The following is a 24,771-nucleotide window of genomic DNA, read 5'->3' on the forward strand; positions in this document are numbered from 1 at the left end:
GCGTCTGAGGATCAAGGGGCGGGCGGGGAAGGAAACCGTGCCCGAACTACCAGAGGTGGAAGTCGTCCGCCGCGGCCTCGCCAAGTGGGCCGCCGGCCGTACCGTCGCCCGGGCCGCCGTCCTGCACCCGCGCGCCGTCCGCCGCCACCCCGCGGGCGCCGACGACTTCACGCACCGCCTCACCGGAGTCACCCTCGCCGCCCCGCACCGCCGCGGCAAGTACCTCTGGGTCCCGCTCACCGAGGACACCGCGATGGTCGCCCACCTCGGCATGAGCGGCCAGTTCCTGATCCGCCCCGAGGACGCCCCCGCGGAGAAGCACCTGCGGGTCCGCCTGGAGTTCGAGGACACGGAGGGCACCGACCTGCGCTTCGTGGACCAGCGCACCTTCGGCGGGCTCTCCGTGCACGACACCGTCCCGGGCGACCCGGAGCAACTGCCGCAGCCGCTCGCGCACATCGCCCGCGACCCGATCGACCCAGCCTTCGACGACGACGCCTTCCACGCGGCGCTGCGCCGCAAGAAGACCACGATCAAGCGGGCGTTGCTCGACCAGACGCTGATCAGCGGCGTCGGCAACATCTACGCGGACGAGGCGCTGTGGCGCACCAAGCTGCACTACGACCGCCCGACCGCCACGCTGACCCGCCCGCGCACCGCCGAACTCCTCACCCACATCCGGGAGGTGATGGGTGACGCGCTGGCCGCCGGCGGCACCAGCTTCGACAGCATGTACGTCAACGTGAACGGCGAGTCGGGCTACTTCGACCGCTCCCTGGACGCGTACGGCCGCGAGGACGAGCCGTGCCGCCGCTGCGGCACCCCGATCCGGCGCAGGGCGTGGATGAACCGCTCCAGCTACTTCTGCCCGCGCTGTCAGCCGGTGCCGCGCGCCTCGTCGTAGCGCCCGCGCGCGGCCAGCACCTCGGGCATCCGGTCCTCGACCAGCGTGATGAGGGCGAGCAGCCGGTCGGTGGTCTCCCGCCCGAGCGGGCTGAGCCGGTACTCGACGTGCGGCGGGTTGACCGGCTGCGCCTCGCGGATCACCAGCCCGTCGCGCTCCAGCGCCTGGAGGGTCTGGGAGAGCATCTTCTCGCTCACCCCGTCCACCCTGCGCCGCAGCGCGTTGAACCGCAGCGTGTCGTGGGCGAGCGCGGTCAGCGTCAGGATGCCCCAGCGCCCGGTGACGTGCTCCAGCGTGGCGCGCGAGGGGCAGTTCCGCGAGAACACGTCGAACGCGTCCGGCGGCCCGCCCCGCTCGGTCCCCGGCTCTGCCGCCCGCTCCACCACCTCGCTCATGGCTCCAGCCTAGATGAACGCGTCCGAGGGGTGCCGTCGTGGTTCGTGGGCGCAGCGGGCGCTGTGCTCGTTGCCCCAGGTTCGGTCCGGGCGGCTTCATGCTGCTCGGCGGGCGCGCCGCGGACCTGTTCGGCGGCCGGCGCATGTTCGGTCGGCCCCGCGCTGTACGGTCTGGCCTCGCTCGCCCGTGCCGAAAGCCGGTACGTTGCCCGCCCCCGGGGCACCACGACGCCGGCCACCTTGATGCGCGACGGGAAGCCGTTCAAGTGGTTCGGTGCCCCCGCTGGCTGTGTTGCCCCTGGCGGCATGCCGCCAGGGGCGACGCGGTGGGACGCGAGAGGCGGCCGCACGCCCGCGGTGGTTGCGTGGCTACTCGGCGCCAAGCACCTTGAAGCTCTTGCTGACGAAGACGTGGTGCGGCCAGTTGATGCTGATGTTGTGGACTTCGTACTCGCCGTCGGCCAGCTTCACCACGCGGTCGACGATGCCGCCGGCGAAGACGGACTGCGCGGCCGTGGTCGCCCTGTCGGCCGCCGTGCCGCTGACGACCGTTCCCTCGCCCTCGGTGTAGTCCGACGGGACCTTGCCCACCGACTTCGTGGGCGACGGCGTCCCCTGCTGGAAGGGGATCACCCCGGACTTCTCGGCGGCCGCGGCCCCGCCGTCGCCACCGGGCTGCACCACGACCTGGGTGGCGGTGATGGTCGCGGTGTCGACCGTCCCCAGCACCAGGACGCTCGAGCCCTTGTGCACGGCGCTCGCCGAGGTGTGGTGGGTCCCCCGCAGGTAGGTCGTACCGGCCGTCTCGTCGACGGTCACCTTCACACCGGTCGCGGTCGCGAAGGTGAAGCCCGATGCGGAGGTGGTGTCGACGATGCCGCTGGAGCCTCCGGCGGCCGGCCCGGACCGGGCGCCGCCACCGGAGCCCGGCGCGGTCGGCGTCGCGGTGGGGGTGGACGTGGCGGCGGCCGAGGTGCCGGACGCCGACGCGGCTGACGACGTCGACGCCGAGAAGACGCCGAGGCCGGCCACCGCGCAGGTCATCCCGGCGGCCACGATCCACGTCCCCTTCTTCTTCGGCAGCGATCGCCAGGCACTCGGCCGGTGCGCTTGCGCGGCGGTGGTCGCCGGGTCCGAACCGGCGGTCGAGCAGCCTGTCGTGTCGTGGTCGTTCATGATGGCGCTCCTCTTCGCTTGGTCAACACGCAGAACCTGGCAGCCGCCGATATGAGGAGGCTGTGATGTGAGGGGTAGCTGTGTCCAGCGGGCCGTGGCCGCCGGACGTTGTGACAGGTCAGACGGAGGAGGGCGGTGCGGGGGTGGTGAGGGATTCCCAGCGGATTCGCAGCCGGCACCTAGGGTCTGCCGGGGAGCTGTCGGGCGGGCGTCGTCCGATTACCCCCGGGTTCCCGGGTCATTCCCGAGCGGAACGCGCGGAGCCGAGCGGGGCGGAGTCCGTGCCTGATCCCCCAGCTGTGCCCGAGCCGCGTCCGTTCCCGACCCGCGCCCGAACCCTTCCTGACCCGGCGGCCGAAGGACGATCAGTGCCCGAACGCGATCAGTATCCGAAGTCCTGGGTCCACCAGGGGCCGCCGGTGCCGAAGTGGATGCCGACGCCGAGGGTCTTGTAGTCGCAGTTGAGGATGTTGGCGCGGTGGCCGGGGCTGTTCATCCAGGCGGTCATCACGGCTTGGGCGTCGGCCTGGCCCATCGCGATGTTCTCGCCGCCGAGGTTGGTGATGCCGAGCTTCTTCGCGCGGTCCCACGGGTCGTTGCCGTCGGGGTCGGTGTGGTCGAAGAAGCCGCGGGCGGCCATCTCGTCGCTGAAGTTCTGCGCGAGGGTGTCGAGGGAGGAACTGGCGGTGAGCGGCTGGCAGCCGGCGGTGGCACGCTGCTCGTTGACCAGCGTGAGGATCTGGGCCCGCGCGGAGGTGACTGCGTTGGTGGTGGCCGGGCGCACGGTGGAGGGCGCGGCGGTGTGCGGCGCGGTCGTCTTCACCGGGGTGGTGGGCGCGGCGGTGGTGCGGGTGGGAGAGGGCGCGGCGGCCTTGGTGGTGGCCGGGTGGGACGGCGAGGCGCCACGGGTCGTCGCGGGGGCACCGCCGGGCGTGGTCGCGGTGGGCGAGCCGGGCGCGGTGGTGCTGGTGCCGTCGGACGTCGGGGTGTTGGTGTCGGTGAGGGAGGAGGGCGAGTCGCCGCCGTCCGGCCCGGCCCCGTCCGCCTGGGTCACACCGCCGTCGCCGTCGAGGTGCCCCAGCTCGCCGCTGATCTCGGACAGCAGACCCGAGGACGCGGCGACCGCGCCCACCGCGAGCGCCGCCGACGAGGCCAGCAGCCCCGTCCGTACCGGGTGGTGCCTGCGGCGGCCGCGGTGGCCGCGCGGCCCTGGCTGCGGGGCCGCGGGCTGGGCATGTCGGCTGTGACGCCCCATCGCCGCACTCCTCACTGCTCTCACTGCTCGCCTGGACTACTCCGAACGGGTGAAGCCGTTGAGGGGGGACTGTAGCGAATGTTGGCCATGGCGGACGAGGTTCGGAGGTCAGGCGGCCGCGACCGGGTGGATCGGGGCGGGATAGCGTGCCCTCATGAACGAAGAGGTCCGGCTCACCGCCTGGGTCCGCGGCCGGGTGCAGGGCGTCGGCTTCCGCTGGTGGACCCGGGCGACCGCCCTGGAGATCGGTGGCCTGGCCGGCTACGCGGGCAATCTCTCCGACGGCCGGGTCCAGGTGGTCGCGGAAGGCGCCTTCGAGCAGTGCGAGCGGCTACTGGAATGGCTGCGGCACGGCGACACGCCCGGGCGGGTCGACGGGGTGACGGAAATCTGGGGGGTCACCCGGGGCGGATATCAAGGATTCGAGATCCGATGACCACAACCCGTTGCCTTCCGGCGATCGGCGTGTCAGGCTGCCCCCAAGCGAGGATGATCGTCAAGCCTCGCGAACGACCACGCGGGCAGCCCGCGGCGCACGTCGGCGCCGTGTTTTCTGAGGCGGACCCGACGGCTGGGCTGTGATCGTGTTGACCGTCCCCCGTTTTGGTGAGACGCTGGAAGCCCCGCGCATCGCGGCACCAATGAATGATATGGAAGCCGCGGCATCGAGCTTTGTGCGGGAGTGTACCCCTCACCCACGACCCACCCGCCCCGGTCGGTCACTCAGCGTGGAGGACCATTCATCATGGCAAAGGCGCTTCTCGGTTACGTCGGCGGTCCCGACCCGCGACTCCTCGCCGAGATGCGAAGGCTTCAGCAGCGCGTCCAGGACCTGGAGTCCGAGCTGATCCGCATGCAGGCGGAGAACGACGCCCTGACTGTCGCATCGCGTGAAGAGTCGCTGCTCAACAGCCTCGACGTCACTCGCGCGGAGCCCGCGCTCGCCTGATCCGGCGGGTGACGGGTCACTTCCCCCACCGATATCGCCGGACGGCGTCCCCAGGACCCGCCGCCCCTTTCGTCACGGCTTTCATCACGGCTTTCACCGTGATTTCCTCCACGGTTGTTTCCTCGGCTCTGCTCCGCCGCGTTTGCGGTCGGCTTTCACCGCTGGAACTCCCGTGCCGGACATTCATCGCGTGTACGGACCACGCGACATGCCTTCGCCTGTCACCGCTGCGCATCGCCGCAAGGAGATATGACTACGGCACTTCAAGGGACGCCTTCTCGGCGTCCCTTCGTCGTGTCGCGAACTGCTCGCCGCCCCGGCTGTTCCTTGCCCCTGGCCTCCCCTTGGGAACGCTTCCCATGCTCGACGATCACCCGTTGCCCCGGTTCTACGTCTGATCTGCCCTGCATATTCCTCGGTGAAACCGCACCCGGCGGGTAGAGTCGACCGGCGTGCATCTCAAGAGCCTCACGCTGCGCGGCTTCAAGTCGTTCGCCTCCGCGACGACGCTGCGCTTCGAACCCGGAATCACCTGCGTCGTCGGGCCCAACGGCTCCGGCAAGTCCAATGTGGTGGACGCGCTGTCCTGGGTGATGGGTGAACAAGGTGCCAAGTCGCTGCGCGGCGGCAAGATGGAGGACGTGATCTTCGCCGGCACCACCGGCCGCCCCCCGCTGGGCCGTGCCGAGGTGTCGCTGACCATCGACAACACCGACGGCGTGCTGCCCATCGAGTACGCCGAAGTCACCATCACCCGGATCATGTTCCGCAACGGCGGCAGCGAGTACCAGCTCAACGGCGACACCTGTCGGCTGCTCGACATCCAGGAACTCCTCTCCGACTCCGGCATCGGCCGCGAGATGCACGTCATCGTCGGCCAGGGCCAGCTGGACTCGGTGCTGCACGCCGACCCGATGGGCCGGCGTGCCTTCATCGAGGAGGCGGCCGGCGTCCTCAAGCACCGCAAGCGCAAGGAGAAGGCGCTGCGGAAGCTCGACGCGATGCAGGCCAACCTCGCCCGCGTCACCGACCTCACCGGTGAACTGCGCCGCCAGCTCAAGCCGCTCGGCCGCCAGGCGCAGGTCGCCCGCCGCGCCGCCGTCATCCAGGCCGACCTGCGCGACGCCCGGCTGCGGCTGCTCGCCGACGACCTGGTGACGTTGCGCGAGGCGCTGCGCGCGGAAGTCGCCGACGAGGCCGCCCTCAAGGAGCGCAGGGACGCCGTCGAGAGCGAACTGGCCGCCGCGGTGCAGCGCGAGGCCCGCCTTGAGGAGCAGGTGCGGGCGCTGACCCCGCGGGTGAACGACGCCCAGGCCACCTGGTACGCCCTGTCCCAGCTCACCGAGCGGGTGCGCGGCACCATCGGGCTGGCCGAGCAGCGCCACCGGCACGCCGTCGGCCAGCCCGCCGAGGAACGGCGCGGCCGGGACCCGGAGGACATGGAGCGCGAGGCCGCCCGTATCCGGGAACAGGAGGCCGAACTCACCGAAGCGCTCGACGCGGCCGAACGCGCCCTGGAGGACACCGTCGGCCACCGCGCGGAACTCGAACGGCGGCTCGCCGAGGAGGAGACCCGGCTACGGGTCGCCGCCCGTGCCATCGCCGACCGCCGTGAGGGCCTGGCCCGGCTGAACGCGCAGGTCAACGCGGCCCGTTCGAAGGCGGGTTCGGCCGAGGCCGAGATCGGCCGACTCGCCGCAGCCCGCGACGAGGCCCGCGACCGCGCCGAGTCCGCGCAGGCCGAGTACGAGGAACTGCGCGCCCAGGTGGAGAGCCTGGACGCCGACGACACCGAACTCGAAGCCCGTTTCGAGGCCGCCCGCGCCGCCCAGGCCGCCGCGGAGGAGGAGTTCAGCGCCGCGCGGGAGGACGCCACCACCGCCGAGCGCCGCCGCGCCGCGGTGGCCGCCCGCCGCGACGCCCTCGCCCCGTCGCTGCGCCGCAAGGACGGCACCGGGGCGCTGCTCGCCCGGGCCGGCGCCCCCGACGGGCTCGCCGGTGTGCTCGGTTCCGCCGCCACGCTGCTGCGGGTCACCCCCGGTTACGAGGTCCCGGTCGCCGCCGCCCTGGGGGTCGCCGCCGACGCGGTCGCCGTCGCCGGCCCGGCCGCGGCCGCGGAGGCACTGCGGCTGCTGCGCAAGGAGGACGGCGGCCGCGCCGCGCTGCTGCTCGCCGCGCCGGCCGTGACCCCCGAGGCGGTCCTGCCCGGCCAGACGGCGGGGGACCGTACGGACCCCGGCCGTGACACGGGCCGCGAGGCGGCTCGCGCCTGCGGCGGGGGAGTTGCCGCACCCGGCGGCGGGGACGCGGACCGCAGGGTCCAGGAGTCCGGCTCGCCCGCCCACGCGGCCGGTGACCGTACCGCCGCGGATCGTACGGCCGCGGACCGTACGGCATCGGCTGTCGCCGCGCCCGGGCTGCCGGCGCCGAGACCCGAAGGCGCCGGGCTGCCCGCGCAGGCGCGCGACGCCGTGGACCTGGTGGCCGCGGACGCCGGTCTGCTGCCCGCGGTGCGGCGGTTGCTGCACGGGTTCGTGGTCGTGCCGACCCTGGAGGACGCCGAGGCGCTGGTCGCCCGGCACCCGGAGCTGACCGCGGTGACCGCCGAGGGCGACGTGCTGGCCGCGCATCTGGCGCAGGGCGGTTCGGCGAAGTCGCCCAGCGTGCTGGAGGTGCAGGCGCAGGTGGACGAGGCGAGCGCCGAGCTGGAGCGGCTGGCGGAGGAGTGCGCGGAGCTGGCCGAGCGCCAGCAGGCGGCCAAGGAGCGCAGGGCCGCGGCGGCGCGGGAGGTCGACGAGTCGGGGCAGCGGCGCCGGGCCGCGGAGAAGGCGAAGTCGTCGGTGGCGCAGCAACTCGGCCGGTACGGCGGCCAGGCGCGGGCGGCGGCGGGGGAGGCGGACCGCGCGGCGGCGGCCGTGGTCCGTGCCGAGGAGTCGCTGGCCGCGGCGCGTGAGGAGTTCGAGGAACTGTCGTACCGGCTGAGCGAGGCGCAGCAGGAGCCGGGTGAGGAGGAGCCGGACACCTTCGCCCGGGACCGGCTGGCCGCCGACGGCGCCAACGCGCGGCAGACCGAGATGGAGGCGCGCTTGCAGGTGCGCACCCACGAGGAGCGGGTCAAGAGCCTGGCCGGGCGGGCCGACGGGCTGGACCGGGCGGCCCGCGCCGAGCGGGAGACCAGGGCGCGGGCCGAGCGGCGCCGGGCCCGGCTGGCGTACGAGGCGTCGGTGGCGGCGGCCGTGCTGGCCGGTGCGCGCGGGCTGCTGGAGTGCGTGCAGGTCTCGCTGGGCCGGGCCGAGGCCGAGCGGCTGGCGGCCGAGCAGGCCAGGGCCGAGCGGGAGGCGGAACTCGGCGCCGAGCGGCGGCGCGGCCGGGAGCTGAAGTCCGAACTGGACCGGCTGACCGGTGACGTGCACAAGGGCGAGGTGCTGGGCGCCGAGAAGCGGCTGCGGATCGAGCAGTTGGAGGCGAAGGCGCTGGAGGAGCACGGCATGGAGCCGGCCGGGCTGGTCGCCGAGTACGGCCCGGAGCTGCCGGTGCCGCCCTCGCCGCCGGCCGAGGGCGAGGTGCTGCCCGACGACCCGGAGCACCCGCGCAACCAGCCCGTGCCGTATGTCCGCGCCGAGCAGGAGAAGCGGCTCAAGGCGGCGGAGAAGGCGTACGCGCAGCTCGGCAAGGTCAACCCGCTGGCGCTGGAGGAGTTCGCGGCCCTGGAGGAGCGGCACAAGTTCCTCACCGAGCAGTTGGAGGACCTGCGCAAGACCCGCGCCGACCTGCTCCAGGTGATCAAGGACGTCGATGAGCGGGTGGAGCAGGTCTTCGCCGCCGCCTTCCACGACACCGCCCGCGAGTTCGAGGGCGTCTTCTCCCGGCTCTTCCCCGGTGGCGAGGGCCGGTTGCTGCTGACCGACCCGGAGAACATGCTCACCACGGGGGTGGAGGTTGAGGCGCGGCCGCCGGGGAAGAAGGTGAAGCGGCTGTCGCTGCTGTCGGGTGGTGAGCGCTCGCTGACCGCGGTGGCGATGCTGGTGTCGATCTTCAAGGCGCGGCCGAGCCCGTTCTACGTGATGGACGAGGTCGAGGCGGCGCTCGATGACACCAACCTGCAACGGCTGATCCGGATCATGGAGGAACTCCAGGAGAGCTCGCAGCTCATCGTGATCACCCATCAGAAGCGCACGATGGAGGTCGCCGATGCCCTGTACGGAGTATCGATGCAGGGTGACGGCGTGTCCAAGGTGATCAGCCAGCGGCTCCGGGACGGCAAGCGGACGGCCGCCCACGCCGTCTGATCGTTCACATGCTGAAGCTGCCAGCCGGTCTCATCCTTGCTTTCCATGGTGAGATCCGCCACTGACCCCTCTTTGCCAGCCTTCTCGGTTTTTTATCTTCCAAACATGTAGGCATAATCTCCGAACGTCTGACCATACGTTCGGGTGGTGGCCGTTACGTCGTCCGCCAACACTGGAAGATCCGAACCCTCCATGTGAGGGCTCACCGCCGAGCCCGAGGAGCGCACTTTGACCAGCACCACGACAGCGGCCGGCACGTCGGGCCAGGTGCCGCCGCCGACCGAGCACCTCGGCCACGTCATCTTCATCACCGCGGCCGCCGCGATGGGCGGCTTCCTCTTCGGCTACGACAGTTCGGTGATCAACGGCGCGGTCGAGGCGATCCGCTCCAAGTACGACATCGGTTCGGCGGCGCTCGCCCAGGTGATCGCGATCGCGCTGATCGGCTGTGCGATCGGAGCCGCCACGGCGGGCCGGATCGCCGACCGGATCGGCCGCATCCGCTGTATGCAGATCTCCTCGGTGCTCTTCACCATCAGCGCGATCGGCTCCGCGCTGCCGTTCGCGCTGTGGGACCTGGCGATGTGGCGGATCATCGGCGGTTTCGCGATCGGCATGGCCTCGGTGATCGGCCCCGCCTACATCGCCGAGGTCTCGCCGCCCGCCTACCGCGGCCGGCTCGCCTCCTTCCAGCAGGGCGCCATCGTGCTCGGCATCGCCATCTCCCAGCTCGTCAACTACGGCATCCTGCAAGCCGCGAACGGCGACCAGCGCGGCCATCTGATCGGCCTGGAGGCATGGCAGGTCATGCTCGGCGTGATGGTCATCCCCGCGGTGATCTACGGGCTGCTCTCCTTCGCCATCCCCGAGTCCCCGCGCTTCCTGCTCGCCGTCGGCCGCGACAAGGAGGCCCGGTCGGTGCTCGCCGAGGTCGAGGCAAAGGGCACCGACCTCGACGCGCGCATGAACCAGATCCGCACCGCGATGCACCGAGAGCACAAGGCGAGCTTCCGCGACCTGCTCAGCTCCAAGCGCGGCCGGATGCCGAACTTCATGCCGATCGTCTGGATCGGCATCGGGCTGTCCGCGTTCCAGCAACTCGTCGGCATCAACGTGGCCTTCTACTACTCCGCCACGCTCTGGCAGTCCGTCGGCATCGACCCGACCAGCTCGTTCCTCTACTCCTTCACCACCTCGATCGTGAACATCATCGGCACGGTGATCGCCATGATCTTCGTGGACCGGATCGGCCGCCGCCCGCTCGCCCTGATCGGCTCCACCGGCATGACGATCGCGCTCGCGCTCGAAGCCTGGGCGTTCTCCTCCAAGCACGGCGCGACCCTCCCCAACGCCGAGGGCACCGTCGCCCTCGTCGCAGCCCACTGCTTCGTGCTCTTCTTCGCGCTGTCCTGGGGCGTGGTGGTCTGGGTCTTCCTCGGCGAGATGTTCCCGAACAAGATCCGCGCGGCCGCCCTCGGCGTCGCCGCCTCCGCGCAGTGGATCGCCAACTGGGCCATCACCGCGAGCTTCCCGAGCCTGGCGGACTGGAACCTGTCGGGCACGTACGTCATCTACACGTGCTTCGCGCTGGCCTCGATCCCCTTCGTGCTGCTCTTCGTGAAGGAGACCAAGGGCAAGTCCCTGGAGGAGATGGGCTGACCGGCCTCCGTGGGGGCGCGCGTTCGGCCGTACCGGGCGCGCGTCCGGCCGTACGTCAGCGGCGGGCCTCGATCGTCAGGCCACCCGCGGTCACGTTGCGGATGTGGTCACCGGAGAGCAGGTCGTGCGGGTAGCCGAGGTCGATCGCGCTGACCTCGTCGAGGCGGGCCAGTTGGCCGGCGGTGAAGTCGACCTCCAGGGCGGCCAGGTTCCCCACCAGCTGCTCGTGGGTGCGAGCGCCGATGACAGGCGCCGTCACGGCCGGGTTGCGCAGGGTCCAGGCCAGCGCGACCTGGGCGGGCGTGTGCCCCACCTCCTCGGCGACCTCCCGTACGACGTCGGCGATGTCCAGCGTGCGTTCGGTGACCATGCCCAGTGCGGCGTTGAAGCTCTTGCGGGTGCTCTCACCGGAGTCGGGGTTCGCCGCGGTCAGGTCGGCGCGGCTGTACTTGCCGGAGAGCACGCCGCCGCCCAGCGGCGAGTACGGGGTCACGCCCAGGCCCATCGTCCGTGCCATGGGCATCAGGTCACGTTCCCCGCCCCGGTTGATCAGGCTGTACTCGATCTGCAGCGAGACCAGCGGCGACCATCCGCGCAGGTCGGCGATGGCCTGCATGCGCGAGATCTCCCAGGCCGGGGTGTTGGACATCCCCACGTACAGCACCTTGCCCTGCCGGACCAGGTCGTCCAGGCCGCGCAGGATCTCCTCGACCGGGGTCGTGAAGTCCCACACGTGCAGCAGGAGCAGATCGAGGTGGTCCGTGTTCAGCCGCCGCAGGCTGGCCTCCACCGACGCGAACAGGTTCTTGCGGTGGGCGCCGCCGGAGTTCGGGTCGCCCGGCCGGCGCAGCGTCGTGTACTTCGTCGCCAGCACCAGGCTTTCGCGGCGGTCGCGGGTGAACTCGCCGAGCATCCGCTCGGAGCCGCCGTAGCCGCCGGCGGTGTCGATGAAGTTGCCGCCGCGCTCGACGTAGGTGTCGAACAGCCTGCGCGCGTCGTCCGGGTCGGCGGCCCAGCCCCACTCGTTGCCGAAGGTCGCCGTGCCCAGGGCCAGCGGTGACACCCGCAGTCCTGAGCGGCCCAGCAGCCGGTAGGTGTCGAGGGTGAGTGACATCAGGTCCTCCTGTGCTCGTGAACGTCGCCGTCTCCGCCAGCCTGCGACCCCCGCGGGAGCGGGGTAAGGGAGGGATCTTCCTGGGAATACCAGTCCCAGCCAGCCAGTTGGTCCGACCATGACCCGTGGCACCGTGGACGCGACGCAGGAGCTGGCCGCGTTCCTGCGGACCCGGCGCGAACGCCTGGACCCGGGGGACTTCGGCCTGCCGACGCGCCGGCAGGCCCGGCGGACCCCCGGACTGCGCCGCGAGGAGGTCGCCGAGCTGGCCGGGGTCAGCACCGACTACATCGTGCGACTGGAACAGGCCCGCGGGCTGCGCCCCTCGGTGGGTGTGGTGGAGGCGCTGGCACAGGCGCTGCGCCTCGCCCCCGACGAACGCGCCTACCTCTTCGGCCTGGCTCAGCAGCGCCCCCGCGGCGCCGACAAACCCGCCACCGCCGCGGACCCGTCGCTGGCCCGGTTGGTCGCCGACCTGTCGCCGCGACCGGCCATGCTGATGAACCACCGCTACGACATCCTCGCCTGGAACGGCGAGATGGCGAGGCTGCTGCCGACCTTCGACCGGCTGCCGCCGTCCGAGCGCAACGCGATGCGGCTGTGCCTGCTGGACCCCGGCATGCGGGAGTTCTACGACGACCGCGAACGGGTCGTGCGGGACGGGATCGCCCACCTGCGCGCCGCGTGGGCCACCCACCCGGAGGACCCGGCGCTGAGCGCCCTCATCAGCGAATGCCTCGCCGGCGACGAGGAGTTCGCGCGGCTGTGGGCCGAGCGGGACATCAAGGCCAACGGGCGTGGCCGCAAGGTGCTGCGGCACCCCGACGTGGGTGTGGTCGCCCTGCACTTCGAAGTCCTCGTGCCACTCCAAGACCCGGATCAGCGGTTGCTGATCTACCGCGCCGCGGACGACGAGAGCCAGGCGGCGTTGGACCGGCTGTTTACGGGGTGACCTCGCGGCTCGGCCGTTCGCGCACTGGGCCGCAACGTCATTCCGACAGCGCGGCGCGCTCGGCGGACCGTTCTCCGGTTGCCTCCGCACGGTAGGCGGCCCCGGCGCTCTCGATCAGGGTGAGCGACTGGGCCGGGGGCAGGGCGGCGCCGGCGAGCAGGTCGTGGGTGAGGTGGGCGAGGGCGACGGCGGCGGGGTCGGTCTGGTGGGTGCCGGTGTGGTGGGCCGTGAAGTGCAGCGTGGGGTTCTCTTCGGCGTACGTCATGACGCGCAACGCCCCGTCGGTGGCGGCGGGGTGCGGGGTGGCGGTCAGCGGGAGGACGTACAGCGTGATGCGCTCGCGGCGGACCAGATCGGCGAGGTGGCGGAGTTGCCCGGCCATGGCGGCGGGACCGCCGAGCGGGCGGCGCAGCACGGCCTCGCCGAGCACCCCGGTGTAGCGGGGGCCGCGCGGGTCCAGCAGGACGGGGGTCCGCGACAGCCTCGCGTCCCAACGGTGCCGGGTGGGGCGGTCCGCCAGCAGCGCGGCATACGTCTTCGCGACGGCCTCGGCGTACGCGTCCGTCTGGAGCAGGCCCGGCACGAGCGCGGCGTCCCACTCCCGGATGGCGGTCGCCAGCCACTCCCACTCCGCGAGCGGGGTGAGCCGCCCGGGGGCGGGCGCGGAGCGGGCGACCACCAGGTTCCGTGCGAAGAAGCCGCCGGTGCCGAGGATGTCGTCCACCGCCCGCGCCAACTCGTCGGACAGCCGCCGCTCCCCCTGCTCGATCCGGGCGAGGAACGACATCTCGATGTGCAGCCGGTCCGCCAACTCCTCCAGAGTCAGCCCGGCCCGCTCCCGGTAGTACCTCAACTCGGCCCCGTACAGCGACCGCGCGGACAGCGTCGGGTCCAGCAGTTTCGCCGAAAATCGGCCGGCGTTCAGAGACATGACAGGGCTCCTTCGGAGGCGTGCGGTTGACGTGGGCGGAAGGTTGCTGCGGAGTGTGCCGGGGCCTCGTCTCCCAACGGCACGGTTTCCACCTCGCAGCAGGTCTCCGTGCGTCGCAGTCCACGGCGAGTGCGTACTCAACGTGATGGCGTCATTACGCTAGACCTCGGACTGTGCGGTTCGCAATAGTGCGTCAGGAACCGTTCCGTAGGAAGAGTTCCACGATCGCTGAGTACCATCGCGGGGTCGAACCGGGCAGACTGCTGGGCAAAGGGAGGGCACGATGGCAGCCGAGCAGGTACCGACCGTCAGGCGACGGCGCCTGGGGTCCGAGTTGCGGAAGCTCCGAGAGGAGGCCGGTAGGTCACTTGAGGACGCTGCCGGCGTCCTGGAGTGTCACCGTTCCAGGATCAGCCGAATCGAACTCGGCTACCTGGGAGTTCGGGCGCGCGACGTGCGCGATCTCCTGAACGACTACGGCGTGTCCAACGAGGACTTGCGGGCGCGCCTCACCGAACTCGCGCGGCATGGCAGCAAGCGAGGCTGGTGGGATGCCTATGGCCAGATCATCGCCCCGGCCTATGCCAACTACCTCGAGCTGGAGGCCGACACCGACTACATCCGTGCCTTCGAGTCGATTCTGATTCCCGGTCTTCTCCAGACGGAGGACTACAGTCGGGCGGTCATCCGCGCCAACCCTGCGTTGGTTCGCGATGACGACGTGGACACCTTGATGAGGGTGAAGATCGAGCGGCAGACGATCCTCACCCGGCAGGACGGGCCGGTCCGGTTCTGGGCGATCATCGGCGAGGCAGCGCTTCGGACTCCCATCGGTGGAACGGAAGTGATGCGTGCTCAGCTCGACCACCTCGTGAAGGTCGTCGAACGGCCCAACGTCACGCTGCAAGTGTTGCCCTACGACGTCGGCGCTCACGCCGGGCTGTCCGGCCCGTTCGTCATCTTCTCGTTTGCCGTGCCGAATGACGCGGGCGTCGTCTTCCTGGAGAACCTTTCGAGCAGCCTCTACCTGGAGACGCACGACGAGGTGGCCGGCTACACCCTGGTCTTCGATGCTCTACGGTCATCCGCGCTCAATCCCGCAGACTCTCTCGACTACATCGCCAAGGTCGCCGACGAAGTCCTGCCCAAGAAAGCGAAGAGGTAAGTGATGGACACCCCGATGTGCTGGCGCAAGTCCAGCTACAGCGGCAGCACGAACAACTGTGTCGAGATAGCGGACGTGCCTGGTTGTGTCGGCATACGCGACTCCAAGGACAAGGCGGGCCCCGCTCTCGTCGTCACCCCTGTGGAGTGGGCCTCCTTCGTGGACCTGGTCTGTTCCGGCGCCGTCGACTTCGGCGTCGTCTGAAGTCGGGCGGGCGGTCGCCGCACCGTACGTGTCTCCGCGCTGACGGGTTGGGGGCCGTACGGTTTTGGCGTGTTCCGTGCTCCCCGCAAGGGCGTTGTGCCGTCAGGGTCGAAGCAGCGCCTTTCGCACGACGGAGGAGTGGTGATGGAGATGCCGAGGAACGAGTACATGCGCGGCCCTTCGACGGAAGCGGCCCTGGAACAGGCGTGGCGGAAGTCGTCCTACAGCAATGACTCCGGGGGTGCCTGCGTCGAGGTGGCGCCGCTCGCGCACGCGGTCGGCGTACGCGACTCCAAGGACAAGGCGGGCCCCGCTCTCGTCGTCACCCCTGTGGAGTGGGCCTCCTTCGTGGACCTGGTCTGTTCCGGCGCCGTCGACTTCGGCGTCGTCTGAAGCCGCGCGGGCGCCACAGCGCGGGCATGGGAACGGGAGGAGCCGGGCTGATGGGCACCGGAGAAGAATGGGTGCACGGGTCGGCGCCTTACGTGCGGGCGCGGGCGGAAGGGGAGCGGGACGCGTGGAGCGAGGAGACGGCGGCGCGCGGCCGGAGCGGCTCGCAGCGGATCGTGCGGGCCGGGGAGACTGCGGCGCCCGCGGAGGTGGCGAGGCTCCTCGGCGTGGGTGAGGGCGAAGTCGTGGTCGAACGGTGCCGGGTGATCCTGCTGGACGGCGAACCCACCGAAGTGACCGTGACCTACTACCCGGTGAGCGTCGCGCGCGGCACCGCGCTGGCGGGCACCTCGAAGATCCGCGGCGGCGCCGTCACCCTGCTTGCCGCGCTCGGCCATCGCGCCCGCACCGTACGCGAAGACGTCCGCGCCCGGCTGCCGCTGCCGGCCGAGCGGGAAGCCCTCGGCCTCACCGCGGCCGACCCCGTCCTCGAACTGGTCCGCGTCACCCTCGACGCCGACGGCACCGCCTTCCAAGTCGACGTATCGGCATTCTCCGCCGCCGCTCAACGGCTCCACTACGAGTTGAGGGTCGACTGAGGCACCCGAGCCGCGCGGAACGCCGTACGGGCCGCGGAGGCGTTTGCACGGCGACGGTGGCTCGCGTCTTTCGCGTCCCCGGGTGCCGGATCTGCCGCCGGCGGCGCTGTGACCTGCGAGTTCGCCGGGCGGGGTGCGGGGCGGGACGCTGGGAGGGGCGGATCGATCGCGGGGGCGTTGACAAGGTTGGTTAATGGGATTAGCTTTTAGCTAACGGAATTAGCCAGATCCGAGCTTCAGGGGGATGCCATGACCGAGTACCTCGCCGTCGACGGCGGCACGATCGCGTACGAAGTGGCGGGAGACGGTCCGCTCATCGTCCTCGCGCACGGGATGGGGAACAGCCGCGCCGCGTACCGCAAGGTGATGCCGGCGCTGGTGGCGGCGGGCTACCGGGTCGCCGCCGTGGACCTGCGGGGCAGCGGCGAGTCCAGCGTCGCGTGGCCGGCCTGGAGCCGTACCGCCATCGCCGGTGATCTGCTCGCCGTCATCCGGCACCTGGGCGGCCCGGCCGTACTCGTCGGGCACTCGATCTCCGGCGGCGCCGCCACCATCGCCGCGGCCCAGGAGCCCTCGCTGATCAGCGCGGTCGTCGAGCTGGGGCCGTTCACCCGCAAGCAGTCGATCCGCCTGGGCGACCTGCGGGTGAAGCGCTTCCGGCGGGGCATGCTGCGGCTGGTCGGCGCGGGGATGTTCGGCAGCGTGCGGCTGTGGAAGGCGTACCTCGACGTGGCCTACCCCGGCGCGAAGCCGGCCGGCTGGGACGAGTACCTCGGCCGGGTCGACGCCATGATGCGCGAGCCGGGCCGGATGAAGGCGATGCAGGGCATGGGCCGCAGCGCCCCGACCGACGCCGGCGCGCAGCTCGGCAACGTCAGCTCCCCGGTCCTGGTCGTGATGGGCACGCTCGACCCCGACTGGGCCGACCCGCACGCCGAGGGCACGGCGATCGTCGAGGCCCTGCCGGCCGGCCTCGGACGCCTGGAGATGATCGAGGGCGCCGGGCACTACCCGCACGACCAGTTCCCCGACCAGGTCGTGTCGCTGGTGCTCGACTTCCTCCGTACGGTCACCGCCCGTGCCTAGGGCCGGCCTGGACCGGGCGACCGTGGTCGCGGCCGGTGCCGCCCTCGCCGACGAGGTGGGCCTCGCCCAGCTGACCATGGGTTCGCTGGCCGAGCGGCTGGGCGTGCGCACCCCGTCCCTGTACAAGCACGTCGCCGGCCAGGACGATCTCAACCGGCGCATCGCGGTCCTGGCGCTGGGCCAGGCCGCGGACGTCATCGGCGGCGCGATCCAGGGCTACGCGGGCCGCGACGCCCTGGCGGTGGCGGCGCGCGCCTTCCGCGCGTTCGTCGTGGAGCACCCCGGGCGGTACGCCGCGACGATCGGCGTGGAACCGTCGGGCCCGGACGACCCGCTGGCGGTCGAGGGCCAGCGGTCGCTCGACGCGTTCAGGGCGGTGCTGCGCGGATACGACGTCGCGCCGGCCGACGTGGACCACGCGCTGCGGATGCTGCGCAGCCTGTGCCACGGGTTCGCCACCTTGCAGGCTGCCAACGGCTTCCAGTGGAGCGCCGACATCGACGAGAGCTTCGAGTGGCTGATCGCCTTCGCCGACCGGGGCCTGCGGGCCGGCTGAGCCGGGGAACCGCAGTCACGGAGCTACGGAGCCACCGAGCTACGGCACCACCGAGCCACGGCGCCACGCCGTCACAGCTTCGCCAGCGGGTCCGGGGCGTCGGTCCCCGGGACGGGTTCGACCACCTCCCACCGCTCCGCGATCAGGCCGTCCTGGAGGCGGAAGAGGTCGGCCACGGCGATGTCGAGCGCGGAGTCCGGCAGCCCCCGCCGCGAGAACACGGTCACGTAGTCGCCTTCCGCCATGAGCCGGCGGATGTCGATCCGCAGGTCGGTGAGCGGGAGTTCACGTGCCGCGGCCAGCCACTCCGCTCGCGTGGAGGTCCGGAACGGCAGTCCGTGATCCACGTAGTCGTCGCGCATGAGTGATGCCAGGGCGTCGAGGTCGCCCTTGCCGTACAGCTCCAGGCAGGCGAGTACCAGGTCCTTGTGGTCAGTGGTCATGGCCGGGATTCTGGCGGCCGGAGCGGGGGGTGTCGATGAACTCCGAGTTCATGGACCGCGGTCGGGGACGCGGCTAGGGTCGGTCGCGTGGAGGATGTGGGCAGCCTGCTGCGCGGGTGGCGGAGCAGCCGGCGGTTGAGCCAGCTCGACCTCGCGCTCGCGGCCGGCGTCTCGCCGCGCTACGTCAGCCTCGTCGAGACCGGCCGGTCCCGGCCGAGCGCCGCGATGGTGCTCCGGCTTGCGGACCAGCTCGACGTGCCGCTGCGGCACCGCAACCGCCTGCTGGTGGCGGCCGGCTTCGCACCGTGCTACCGCGAGCGGCCGCTCGACACGCCGGACATGGCGGCGGTTCGGGACGCGGTGGCCAGGGTGCTGCGCGCACACGAGCCCTACCCGGCCCTGGTTGTGGACCGGCACTGGAACATCCTGATGACCAACGCGCCGGTCGACCACTTCCTCGCGTACGTCGACCCCGACCTGCTCGACGCTCCGGTCAACATGGTGCGGCTCGGGCTCGACCCGCGGGGCCTGGCCCCCCTGATCGTGAATCTGCCCGAGGTCCGCTCCTTCCTTCGCGCCCGGCTCTCGCGCCAGGTCGCCAGGACCGGCGATCCGGTGGTCGGTGCCCTGTACGACGAGTACTTCGCGGGGCAGGCACCCGACGGAGCAGCCCCCGGGCCGCAGGCGGAGGTGGCCACCCCGATGGTCTTCCGCTTCCAAGGACACGAGCTGAGCCTGTTCTCGACCGTCACGACGTTCGGGACCCCGCAGGACATCACGCTCGAAGAGATCTCCATCGAGTCGTACTACCCGGCGGACGCCGGCAGCGCCGCGATCCTGCGCGACCTGCCCGGCGGGAGGCCGGCGTCACAGGACACACCCGCGCGGCCTTCCGGCTGAGCCGGTCCCGGCGCGTGCCGGGACCGCAGCCCGGCGGGGAGCCTCCCGCGGCACGCGAGCAGGGATACTGGGGGGGTTATGGAAACCGTCATCCTTGTCGTCGTCATTGCCCTGGTCGTGCTCCTCGGGGCCGGCGGGCTGGTGGTCGGCAGCCGCCGCAAGAAGAAGCAGCAGCTGCCGCCGTCCCCGCCGAGCACCCCGACGATCACCAAGCCTCCCGCCGAACCGCACGTCGGGGATGAGGCCGAGACCCCACGGGACGAGTCCCGCAGGACCATCGAGGAGGTCGAGCTGCCCGGCGCGACCGCCGCGCCCGAGGCCCCCGAGGAGGTGGGGGTCCCCGAGCAGGTCGTGGTCGAGCAGCCGGAGCCGACCGCGGGCCGGCTGGTACGGCTGCGCTCCCGCCTGTCCCGTTCGCAGAACTCGCTCGGCAAGGGCCTGCTCACCCTGCTGTCGCGGGAGCGGCTGGACGACGACACCTGGGAGGAGGTCGAGGACACCCTCATCACCGCCGATGTCGGTGTGACCCCGACCCAGGAACTCGTCGAGCGGCTGCGCACCCGGGTGCGCGTGCTGGGCACCCGTACCCCCGATGAACTGCGCACGCTGCTGCGGGAGGAACTGGTCACGCTGGTCGACCCGACCCTGGACCGTACGCTGCGCACCGAGAGCCACGAGGAGTCCCCGGCCGTCGTGCTGGTCGTCGGGGTCAACGGCACCGGCAAGACCACCACCACCGGCAAGCTCGCCCGGGTGCTGGTCGCCGACGGCCGCAGCGTGGTGCTGGGCGCGGCCGACACCTTCCGGGCCGCCGCCGCCGACCAGCTCCAGACCTGGGGCGAACGCGTCGGGGCGCGCACCGTGCGCGGCCCCGAGGGCGGCGACCCCGCGTCGGTCGCGTTCGACGCGGTCAAGGAGGGCATCGCCGAGGGTGCCGACACCGTGCTGATCGACACCGCCGGGCGGCTGCACACCAAGACCGGCCTGATGGACGAGCTCGGCAAGGTCAAGCGCGTGGTCGAGAAGCACGGCCCGGTCGACGAGGTGCTGCTCGTCCTGGACGCCACCACCGGCCAGAACGGCCTGGTGCAGGCCCGCGTCTTCGCCGAGGTGGTGGCCATCACCGGCATCGTGCTCACCAAGCTCGACGGCACCGCCAAGGGCGGCATCGTGGTCGCCGTCCAGCGCGAACTCGGTGTCCCGGTCAAGCTCATCGGCCTCGGCGAGGGAGCGGACGACCTCGCCCCGTTCGAGCCGGAGGCGTTCGTCGACGCGCTGATCGGCGAGTAGCCCGCCCGGGTCCGGCCGCGGGTGTCGGCCACTCGGCCACTCGATCGCTCGCCACGTCAGCCCACGTGTAAGGGGCGCCCACCAGGAGTGGGCGCCCCTTACACGTGGGCCGAGCGCGTATACGTCCCGTACGTATACGCCGAGCACGTATCCGAGGACGCGACAGCCTTACGCGCAGGCCCGCGCGCGGTGGGACACGTACGCCAGGGTGCCCAGGAGGAGGCGCGCCTCGGGGGGATGGGGCATCGAGTCCAGCCGGGGCTCGCGCAGCCAGCGGACCGGGCCGAGCCCGCCGAAGTCCGAGGGAGGAGCGGTGACATGGTCGCCGGGGCCGAGGCAGCGCAGGTCCAGCCGCGCGTCGTCCCAGCCCATCCGGTAGAGCAGGTGCGGGAGTTCGGTGGCCGCCCCCGGGGCCACGAAGAACTGCGCCCGCCCGGTGGGAGTCAGCAGTACCGGCCCCAGGTGCAGGCCCATCCGCTCCAGCCGCACCAGTGCCCGCCGGCCCGGCAGTTCGGCCACGTCGATGATGTCGAACGTCCGCCCGGCGGGCAGCAGCACCGACGCGCCCGGCATCCGCTCCCACATCCGCGCGACCGCCTCCGGCCCCGCGCCGGCCGGCACTTCGGCCGCCGGGTCCAGCGGGTGGGCGCCCGGCTCCTTGCAGCGCGGCTCCCCGCACGAGCACACCTCGCCGCCGCGCGCCGCCCGGGTCCCCGGCACCACCGCCCAGCCGCACAGCCCGGTGTACTCGGCGACCGTGCCGCACACCGCGGTGCGCGCCCTGCGGCGCACCGCACTCCACACGCCGGGGAGCGCTGCCATCCTGGCGGCGTGCCGCACGACGGTCCGGTGCTGCCGCATCTCACGCATTGTGCCGATCGTGAACACCATGACCCCTCCAACTGATCGCGCCCGCCGTTGGTTACGCACTCGCGAGCGCCGCTCCCAGTGGCATGTGTCAAGTGAATCGCCTGCGGCCGCAACAGAGTTCATCCGAAGGGGTGGCGAATGGTGGCGTTTCCGCAATTGCGGTCGCAGGAGGGGTGACCGTGGCGCTACTTTACGTTGGTAGAAGAGGCGGGATGGGGGCGCGGCCGTGACCGGGACAGCGGACAAGCAGCCCAACGCGCAGTTGACCTCGTGGTTCGTGCGCAGCGGCTGGTCCAAGGGCGAACTCGCTCGTCAAGTCAACCGCCGGGCACGGCAGTTGGGCGCACACCACGTCAGCACGGACACGTCAAGAGTGCGGCGCTGGCTGGACGGCGAGCAGCCCAGGGAGCCCATCCCGCGCATCCTGTCCGAGCTGTTCTCCGAACGCTTCGGATGCGTCGTCCCCGTCGAGGACCTCGGCCTGCGCTCCGCCCAGCAGCCGCCCTCCGGCGGTGACATCGACCTGCCGTGGGCCGGCCCGCAGACCGTCCAGCTCATCAACGAGTTCTCCCGCAGCGACCTCATGCTCGGCCGCCGCGGCTTCCTCGGCGCCTCCCTCGTCCTGTCCGCGGGGCCCGCGCTGCTCGAACCCATGCAGCGCTGGCTGGTGCCCAGCTCGTCGCCGGCCCGTCCCGCCGCCGCGCCGGCCGTGGGCCGCGACGCCGGCCGCCCGTCCCGGCTGTCCGAGCAGGAGCTGCAACTCCTGGAGTCCACCGCCGCGATGTTCCGCGAGTGGGACAGCCAGTGCGGCGGCGGGCTGCGCCGTAAAGCCGTCGTCGGCCAACTGCACGAGATCACCGACCTGCTCCAGGAGCCGCACCCCGAGCCCGTCGCCCGCCGGCTGTACCGGATCACCGCCGACCTCGCCGCCCTCGCCGGCTGGATGAGCTACGACGTGGGGCTCCAGCCCACCGCCCAGAAGTACCTCGTCCTCGCGCTGCACGCCGCCAAGGAGGCCGGCGACCGGCCGCTCGGCGCGTTCGTGCTCTCCTCCATGAGCCGCCAGATGATCCACCTGGAGCGCCCCGACGACGCCCTGGAGCTCATCCACCTCGCCCAGTACGGCAGCCGCGACTCGGCCGGCGCCGCCACGCAGGCGATGCTCTACACCCTGGAGGCCCGCGCCTACGCCAACATGGGCCAGGTCAACAAGTGCCACCGCGCGGTCCGGATGGCCGAGGACACCTTCGCCGACGCCCGCCCGGGCGAGGAACCGGCCTGGATCAACTTCTTCACCGAGGCCGAGCTGCACGCCGAGAACGCGCACTCCTACCGCGACCTCGCCTACGTCGCCGGCCGCAGCCCCACCTACGCCTCCCTCGCCCAGCCCGAGATGCTCGAAGCCGTCGACGGCTTCCGCGAGGACCCGGTCCACCAGCGCGCCTACGCGCTCAACCTGGTCGGCATGGGCACCGTCCAGCTGCTGATGCGCGAGCCCGAGCAGGCCGCGCACTACACCGTCGAGGCGATGGAAGTCGCCAGGCGGGTCCGCTCCGAGCGGGTCAACACCCGCATCCGCAAGACCACCCACGCCGCCGTCCGCGACTTCGGCGACGTGCCCGAGGTGGTCCGGCTCGCCGAGCGGCTTTCCGAGGAACTCCCGGAAGTCGCCGAGTCGGCATAACCGCGAAACCGCCCGGCGCCGTCGCCGCGCCGCCCGGCCGGTCGTCTTCTTTCCCACCCGTATACATCCTTCACCGAACACCCGGATGGTTCATCTCCGCGTAACACGGGTGACTTCTTCGTCACGGCGGTGAAACATCCTATGGCATCGGGTGAAACCCGTCTCGGCCAATCTCAAGGCCAATACCGGCCCACCCCTGCACCGCCCGCACGGGCCGTTCGGATGACGAGGAGACGCCGATGGCACCAGCCATCATCACACTGGCCGCCCACGGGCCCACGCTCGATACCGGCAATACCGCGTTTCTGCTTCTGAGCTCCGCGCTCGTGATGCTGATGACACCGGGTCTGGCGTTCTTCTACGGCGGCATGGTCCGTGTGAAGAGTGCCCTGAACATGCTGATGATGAGTTTCATCAGCCTCGGGATCATAACGCTGTTGTGGACCGGTTACGGATTCAGCTTCGCCTTCGACGGCGACAACGGCGGATTCCTCGGCGGCACGCGCTGGCTGGGCCTTCGGGACATCGCACCGGGCGACCTGTGGGGCGCGACCGGCACCCCGGTCTTCGCGTTCGCCGCGTTCCAGCTGATGTTCGCGATCATCACGCCCGCACTGATCAGCGGCGCGCTCGCCGACCGGGTCAAGTTCACCGCGTGGTCGGTGTTCATCGCCCTGTGGGCGACCGTCGTGTACTTCCCGGTGGCCCACTGGGTGTGGGGCGGCGGCTGGCTCGGCCAGAAGGGCGTGATCGACTTCGCCGGCGGAACCGCGGTCCACATCAACGCGGGTGCGGCGGCCCTCGGCGTGATCCTCGTCATCGGCAAGCGGGTCGGCTTCAAGCGCGACCCGATGCGCCCGCACAGCATGCCCTGGGTGATGCTCGGCGCCGGCCTGCTGTGGTTCGGCTGGTTCGGATTCAACGCCGGCTCGCAGATCACCGCCGACGGCGTCGCGTCGACGGTCTTCATCAACACCCAGATCGCCACCGCCGCGGCCATGATCGGCTGGCTGCTCTACGAGCGGGTGCGGCACGGCTCCTTCACCACCCTGGGCGCCGCCTCCGGCGCGGTCGCCGGCCTGGTCGCGATCACCCCCTCCTGCGCCTCGGTCAGCCCGCTGGGCGCCATCGCGGTCGGCGTCATCGCCGGCGTCATCTGCGCGGCGGCGGTCAGCCTGAAGTACCGCTTCAACTACGACGACTCCCTCGACGTGGTCGGCGTCCACATGGTCGGCGGCATCGTCGGCTCCCTGCTGATCGGCCTGCTGGCCACCGGCGGCGTCGGCCAGGACGTCAAGGGCGTCTTCTACGGCGGCGGCTGGCACCAGCTCGGCGTCCAGGCGATCGGGGTCTTCTCGGTCCTCGGCTACTCCCTGGTCTGCTCCGCGATCCTCGCCAAGCTGATCGACATGGCGATGGGCTTCCGGGTCCCGGAGGAGGTCGAGATCAGCGGCATCGACCAGGCCGAGCACGCGGAGACCGCGTACGACTTCACCGGAGTCGGCAGCGTCTCGCACGCGGCCCCCGCCGGCCTCGAGAGCGGCCTGACCAAGAAGGTGGACGCGTGAAGCTCATCACCGCCGTCGTCAAGCCGCACCGGCTCGACGAGATCAAGGAAGCCCTCCAGGCGTTCGGCGTCCAGGGCCTGACCGTCACCGAGGCCAGCGGCTACGGCCGCCAGCGCGGCCACACCGAGGTCTACCGGGGCGCCGAGTACACCGTCGACCTCGTGCCGAAGATCAGGATCGAGGTCCTGGTCGAGGACGCCGACGCCGAACAGCTCATCGAGGTCGTGGTCAAGGCGGCCAGAACGGGCAAGATCGGAGACGGGAAGGTGTGGAGCCTGCCGGTCGACACGGCCGTCCGGGTCCGTACCGGCGAGCGCGGGCCCGACGCGCTCTGACGACCATCGCACCCCCGGTCGCAAGCCCCGGCCACCCCGAGCCGCGGCTCGACGACA

Annotated in this window: 24 protein-coding genes; 17 read left to right on the plus strand and 7 right to left on the minus strand. The window is 71.6% G+C overall.

Translation table 11 applies throughout. The annotated features are described in order from the left end of the window. Positions 1-37: 37 nt before the first annotated feature. Entirely contained in the window at positions 38-904 is an 867-nt protein-coding gene (gene mutM / locus OG370_RS30725) for a bifunctional DNA-formamidopyrimidine glycosylase/DNA-(apurinic or apyrimidinic site) lyase (protein WP_328469949.1), read from the plus strand. Here mutM and OG370_RS30730 read toward each other — a convergent pair. The 3 genes from OG370_RS30730 to OG370_RS30740 all read right to left on the minus strand — a co-directional run bounded on the left by OG370_RS30730 (position 877) and on the right by OG370_RS30740 (position 3,730). Continuing rightward, the gene (locus OG370_RS30730) at positions 877-1,299 is read right to left on the minus strand and encodes a winged helix-turn-helix transcriptional regulator (protein WP_328469951.1); all 423 of its coding nucleotides are present in this window, start codon (positions 1,297-1,299) and stop codon (positions 877-879) included. The two genes, mutM and OG370_RS30730, sit on opposite strands and share 28 nt — an antisense overlap. A 369-nt stretch (positions 1,300-1,668) precedes the next feature. Continuing rightward, on the minus strand, positions 1,669-2,475 hold the full coding sequence (locus OG370_RS30735; RefSeq protein ID WP_328469953.1) for a hypothetical protein: 807 nt from the start codon (positions 2,473-2,475) through the stop codon (positions 1,669-1,671). A gap of 382 nt (positions 2,476-2,857) precedes the next feature. Next, the gene (locus OG370_RS30740; protein ID WP_328469955.1) at positions 2,858-3,730 is read right to left on the minus strand and encodes a CAP domain-containing protein; all 873 of its coding nucleotides are present in this window, start codon (positions 3,728-3,730) and stop codon (positions 2,858-2,860) included. A gap of 154 nt (positions 3,731-3,884) precedes the next feature. Between OG370_RS30740 and OG370_RS30745 the strand changes: the two genes are divergently transcribed. The 4 genes from OG370_RS30745 (at position 3,885) to OG370_RS30760 (ending at position 10,627) form a co-directional block, all read left to right on the plus strand. Further along, a complete protein-coding gene (locus tag OG370_RS30745; protein WP_328469957.1) occupies positions 3,885-4,166 on the plus strand; it encodes an acylphosphatase in 282 nt (93 codons plus the stop codon). A 309-nt stretch (positions 4,167-4,475) separates the two neighbouring features. Beyond that, a complete protein-coding gene (locus tag OG370_RS30750; protein WP_328469959.1) occupies positions 4,476-4,679 on the plus strand; it encodes a hypothetical protein in 204 nt (67 codons plus the stop codon). 452 nt (positions 4,680-5,131) lie between these two features. Then, complete coding sequence (locus OG370_RS30755; RefSeq protein ID WP_328469961.1) at positions 5,132-8,968, plus strand: chromosome segregation SMC family protein; 3,837 nt, start codon at positions 5,132-5,134, stop codon at positions 8,966-8,968. Between the two features lie 228 nt (positions 8,969-9,196). Then, on the plus strand, positions 9,197-10,627 hold the full coding sequence (locus tag OG370_RS30760) for a sugar porter family MFS transporter (RefSeq protein ID WP_328469963.1): 1,431 nt from the start codon (positions 9,197-9,199) through the stop codon (positions 10,625-10,627). A 55-nt stretch (positions 10,628-10,682) separates the two neighbouring features. Here OG370_RS30760 and OG370_RS30765 read toward each other — a convergent pair whose 3' ends face one another. Beyond that, positions 10,683-11,741, minus strand: coding sequence for an aldo/keto reductase (locus tag OG370_RS30765; protein WP_328469965.1), 1,059 nt, complete (start codon positions 11,739-11,741; stop codon positions 10,683-10,685). Between the two features lie 118 nt (positions 11,742-11,859). Here OG370_RS30765 and OG370_RS30770 point away from each other — a divergent pair, with 118 nt between their 5' ends. Continuing rightward, positions 11,860-12,693 carry a helix-turn-helix transcriptional regulator gene (locus OG370_RS30770; RefSeq protein ID WP_328469967.1) on the plus strand — a complete coding sequence of 278 codons (834 nt, stop codon included), beginning with the start codon at positions 11,860-11,862 and terminating at the stop codon, positions 12,691-12,693. A 37-nt stretch (positions 12,694-12,730) separates the two neighbouring features. Here the strand turns inward: OG370_RS30770 and OG370_RS30775 are convergent, their stop codons facing one another. Then, a complete protein-coding gene (locus OG370_RS30775) occupies positions 12,731-13,624 on the minus strand; it encodes a helix-turn-helix domain-containing protein (RefSeq protein WP_328469969.1) in 894 nt (297 codons plus the stop codon). Between the two features lie 283 nt (positions 13,625-13,907). Between OG370_RS30775 and OG370_RS30780 the strand changes: the two genes are divergently transcribed. The 6 genes from OG370_RS30780 to OG370_RS30805 all read left to right on the plus strand — a co-directional run bounded on the left by OG370_RS30780 (position 13,908) and on the right by OG370_RS30805 (position 17,624). Further along, positions 13,908-14,789: a helix-turn-helix domain-containing protein gene (locus OG370_RS30780; protein ID WP_328469971.1), complete on the plus strand. Its 882-nt coding sequence runs from the start codon at positions 13,908-13,910 to the stop codon at positions 14,787-14,789. A 3-nt stretch (positions 14,790-14,792) separates the two neighbouring features. Next, on the plus strand, positions 14,793-14,993 hold the full coding sequence (locus OG370_RS30785; protein ID WP_328469973.1) for a DUF397 domain-containing protein: 201 nt from the start codon (positions 14,793-14,795) through the stop codon (positions 14,991-14,993). A gap of 144 nt (positions 14,994-15,137) precedes the next feature. Continuing rightward, positions 15,138-15,386 (plus strand): DUF397 domain-containing protein, encoded by a 249-nt coding sequence (locus tag OG370_RS30790; protein WP_443060773.1) that lies wholly within the window; start codon positions 15,138-15,140, stop codon positions 15,384-15,386. A gap of 50 nt (positions 15,387-15,436) precedes the next feature. After that, entirely contained in the window at positions 15,437-15,982 is a 546-nt protein-coding gene (locus OG370_RS30795) for a UTRA domain-containing protein (RefSeq protein ID WP_328469975.1), read from the plus strand. 249 nt (positions 15,983-16,231) lie between these two features. Beyond that, on the plus strand, positions 16,232-17,068 hold the full coding sequence (locus tag OG370_RS30800) for an alpha/beta fold hydrolase (RefSeq protein WP_328469977.1): 837 nt from the start codon (positions 16,232-16,234) through the stop codon (positions 17,066-17,068). A gap of 22 nt (positions 17,069-17,090) precedes the next feature. Further along, a complete protein-coding gene (locus OG370_RS30805; RefSeq protein WP_328474583.1) occupies positions 17,091-17,624 on the plus strand; it encodes a TetR/AcrR family transcriptional regulator in 534 nt (177 codons plus the stop codon). Positions 17,625-17,695: 71 nt separating this feature from the next. On the opposite strand, the gene OG370_RS30810 is transcribed toward OG370_RS30805, so the two are convergent. Beyond that, positions 17,696-18,067, minus strand: a complete 372-nt coding sequence (locus OG370_RS30810) for a nuclear transport factor 2 family protein (RefSeq protein ID WP_328469979.1) — start codon at positions 18,065-18,067, stop codon at positions 17,696-17,698. A gap of 87 nt (positions 18,068-18,154) precedes the next feature. Here OG370_RS30810 and OG370_RS30815 point away from each other — a divergent pair, with 87 nt between their 5' ends. Both OG370_RS30815 and ftsY read left to right on the plus strand, forming a co-directional pair. Continuing rightward, positions 18,155-18,967: a helix-turn-helix domain-containing protein gene (locus OG370_RS30815; protein ID WP_328469981.1), complete on the plus strand. Its 813-nt coding sequence runs from the start codon at positions 18,155-18,157 to the stop codon at positions 18,965-18,967. Positions 18,968-19,045: 78 nt separating this feature from the next. After that, entirely contained in the window at positions 19,046-20,257 is a 1,212-nt protein-coding gene (ftsY, locus tag OG370_RS30820; RefSeq protein WP_328469982.1) for a signal recognition particle-docking protein FtsY, read from the plus strand. Between the two features lie 168 nt (positions 20,258-20,425). Here ftsY and OG370_RS30825 read toward each other — a convergent pair whose 3' ends face one another. Further along, entirely contained in the window at positions 20,426-21,148 is a 723-nt protein-coding gene (locus OG370_RS30825; RefSeq protein WP_328469984.1) for a bifunctional DNA primase/polymerase, read from the minus strand. Positions 21,149-21,353: 205 nt separating this feature from the next. On the opposite strand from OG370_RS30825, the gene nsdA reads away from it, so the two are divergent. The 3 genes from nsdA (at position 21,354) to OG370_RS30840 (ending at position 24,714) form a co-directional block, all read left to right on the plus strand. Next, positions 21,354-22,811: a transcriptional repressor NsdA gene (gene nsdA / locus OG370_RS30830; protein WP_328469986.1), complete on the plus strand. Its 1,458-nt coding sequence runs from the start codon at positions 21,354-21,356 to the stop codon at positions 22,809-22,811. 239 nt (positions 22,812-23,050) lie between these two features. After that, positions 23,051-24,379 (plus strand): ammonium transporter, encoded by a 1,329-nt coding sequence (locus tag OG370_RS30835; RefSeq protein ID WP_328469988.1) that lies wholly within the window; start codon positions 23,051-23,053, stop codon positions 24,377-24,379. Continuing rightward, entirely contained in the window at positions 24,376-24,714 is a 339-nt protein-coding gene (locus tag OG370_RS30840; RefSeq protein WP_328469991.1) for a P-II family nitrogen regulator, read from the plus strand. Before OG370_RS30835 ends, OG370_RS30840 begins: the two co-directional genes overlap by 4 nt. The last annotated feature ends 57 nt before the right edge of the window (positions 24,715-24,771 follow it).

Origin of the sequence: Streptomyces sp. NBC_00448 (assembly GCF_036014115.1) — a bacterium.
In the GTDB taxonomy this organism is placed as follows: Bacteria; Actinomycetota; Actinomycetes; order Streptomycetales; family Streptomycetaceae; genus Actinacidiphila.

What these genes read in the sequence shown, in the direction of transcription:
- OG370_RS30730 (WP_328469951.1), bottom strand. Translation starts at nt 1,299, where the DNA reads ATGAGCGAGGTGGTGGAGCGGGCGGCAGAGCCGGGGACCGAGCGGGGC.
- OG370_RS30735 (WP_328469953.1), bottom strand. Translation starts at nt 2,475, where the DNA reads ATGAACGACCACGACACGACAGGCTGCTCGACCGCCGGTTCGGACCCG.
- OG370_RS30740 (WP_328469955.1), bottom strand. Translation starts at nt 3,730, where the DNA reads ATGGGGCGTCACAGCCGACATGCCCAGCCCGCGGCCCCGCAGCCAGGG.
- OG370_RS30745 (WP_328469957.1), top strand. Translation starts at nt 3,885, where the DNA reads ATGAACGAAGAGGTCCGGCTCACCGCCTGGGTCCGCGGCCGGGTGCAG.
- OG370_RS30750 (WP_328469959.1), top strand. Translation starts at nt 4,476, where the DNA reads ATGGCAAAGGCGCTTCTCGGTTACGTCGGCGGTCCCGACCCGCGACTC.
- OG370_RS30765 (WP_328469965.1), bottom strand. Translation starts at nt 11,741, where the DNA reads ATGTCACTCACCCTCGACACCTACCGGCTGCTGGGCCGCTCAGGACTG.
- OG370_RS30770 (WP_328469967.1), top strand. Translation starts at nt 11,860, where the DNA reads ATGACCCGTGGCACCGTGGACGCGACGCAGGAGCTGGCCGCGTTCCTG.
- OG370_RS30775 (WP_328469969.1), bottom strand. Translation starts at nt 13,624, where the DNA reads ATGTCTCTGAACGCCGGCCGATTTTCGGCGAAACTGCTGGACCCGACG.
- OG370_RS30780 (WP_328469971.1), top strand. Translation starts at nt 13,908, where the DNA reads ATGGCAGCCGAGCAGGTACCGACCGTCAGGCGACGGCGCCTGGGGTCC.
- OG370_RS30785 (WP_328469973.1), top strand. Translation starts at nt 14,793, where the DNA reads ATGGACACCCCGATGTGCTGGCGCAAGTCCAGCTACAGCGGCAGCACG.
- OG370_RS30790 (WP_443060773.1), top strand. Translation starts at nt 15,138, where the DNA reads ATGGAGATGCCGAGGAACGAGTACATGCGCGGCCCTTCGACGGAAGCG.
- OG370_RS30795 (WP_328469975.1), top strand. Translation starts at nt 15,437, where the DNA reads ATGGGCACCGGAGAAGAATGGGTGCACGGGTCGGCGCCTTACGTGCGG.
- OG370_RS30800 (WP_328469977.1), top strand. Translation starts at nt 16,232, where the DNA reads ATGACCGAGTACCTCGCCGTCGACGGCGGCACGATCGCGTACGAAGTG.
- OG370_RS30810 (WP_328469979.1), bottom strand. Translation starts at nt 18,067, where the DNA reads ATGACCACTGACCACAAGGACCTGGTACTCGCCTGCCTGGAGCTGTAC.
- ftsY (WP_328469982.1), top strand. Translation starts at nt 19,046, where the DNA reads ATGGAAACCGTCATCCTTGTCGTCGTCATTGCCCTGGTCGTGCTCCTC.
- OG370_RS30825 (WP_328469984.1), bottom strand. Translation starts at nt 21,148, where the DNA reads ATGGTGTTCACGATCGGCACAATGCGTGAGATGCGGCAGCACCGGACC.
- OG370_RS30835 (WP_328469988.1), top strand. Translation starts at nt 23,051, where the DNA reads ATGGCACCAGCCATCATCACACTGGCCGCCCACGGGCCCACGCTCGAT.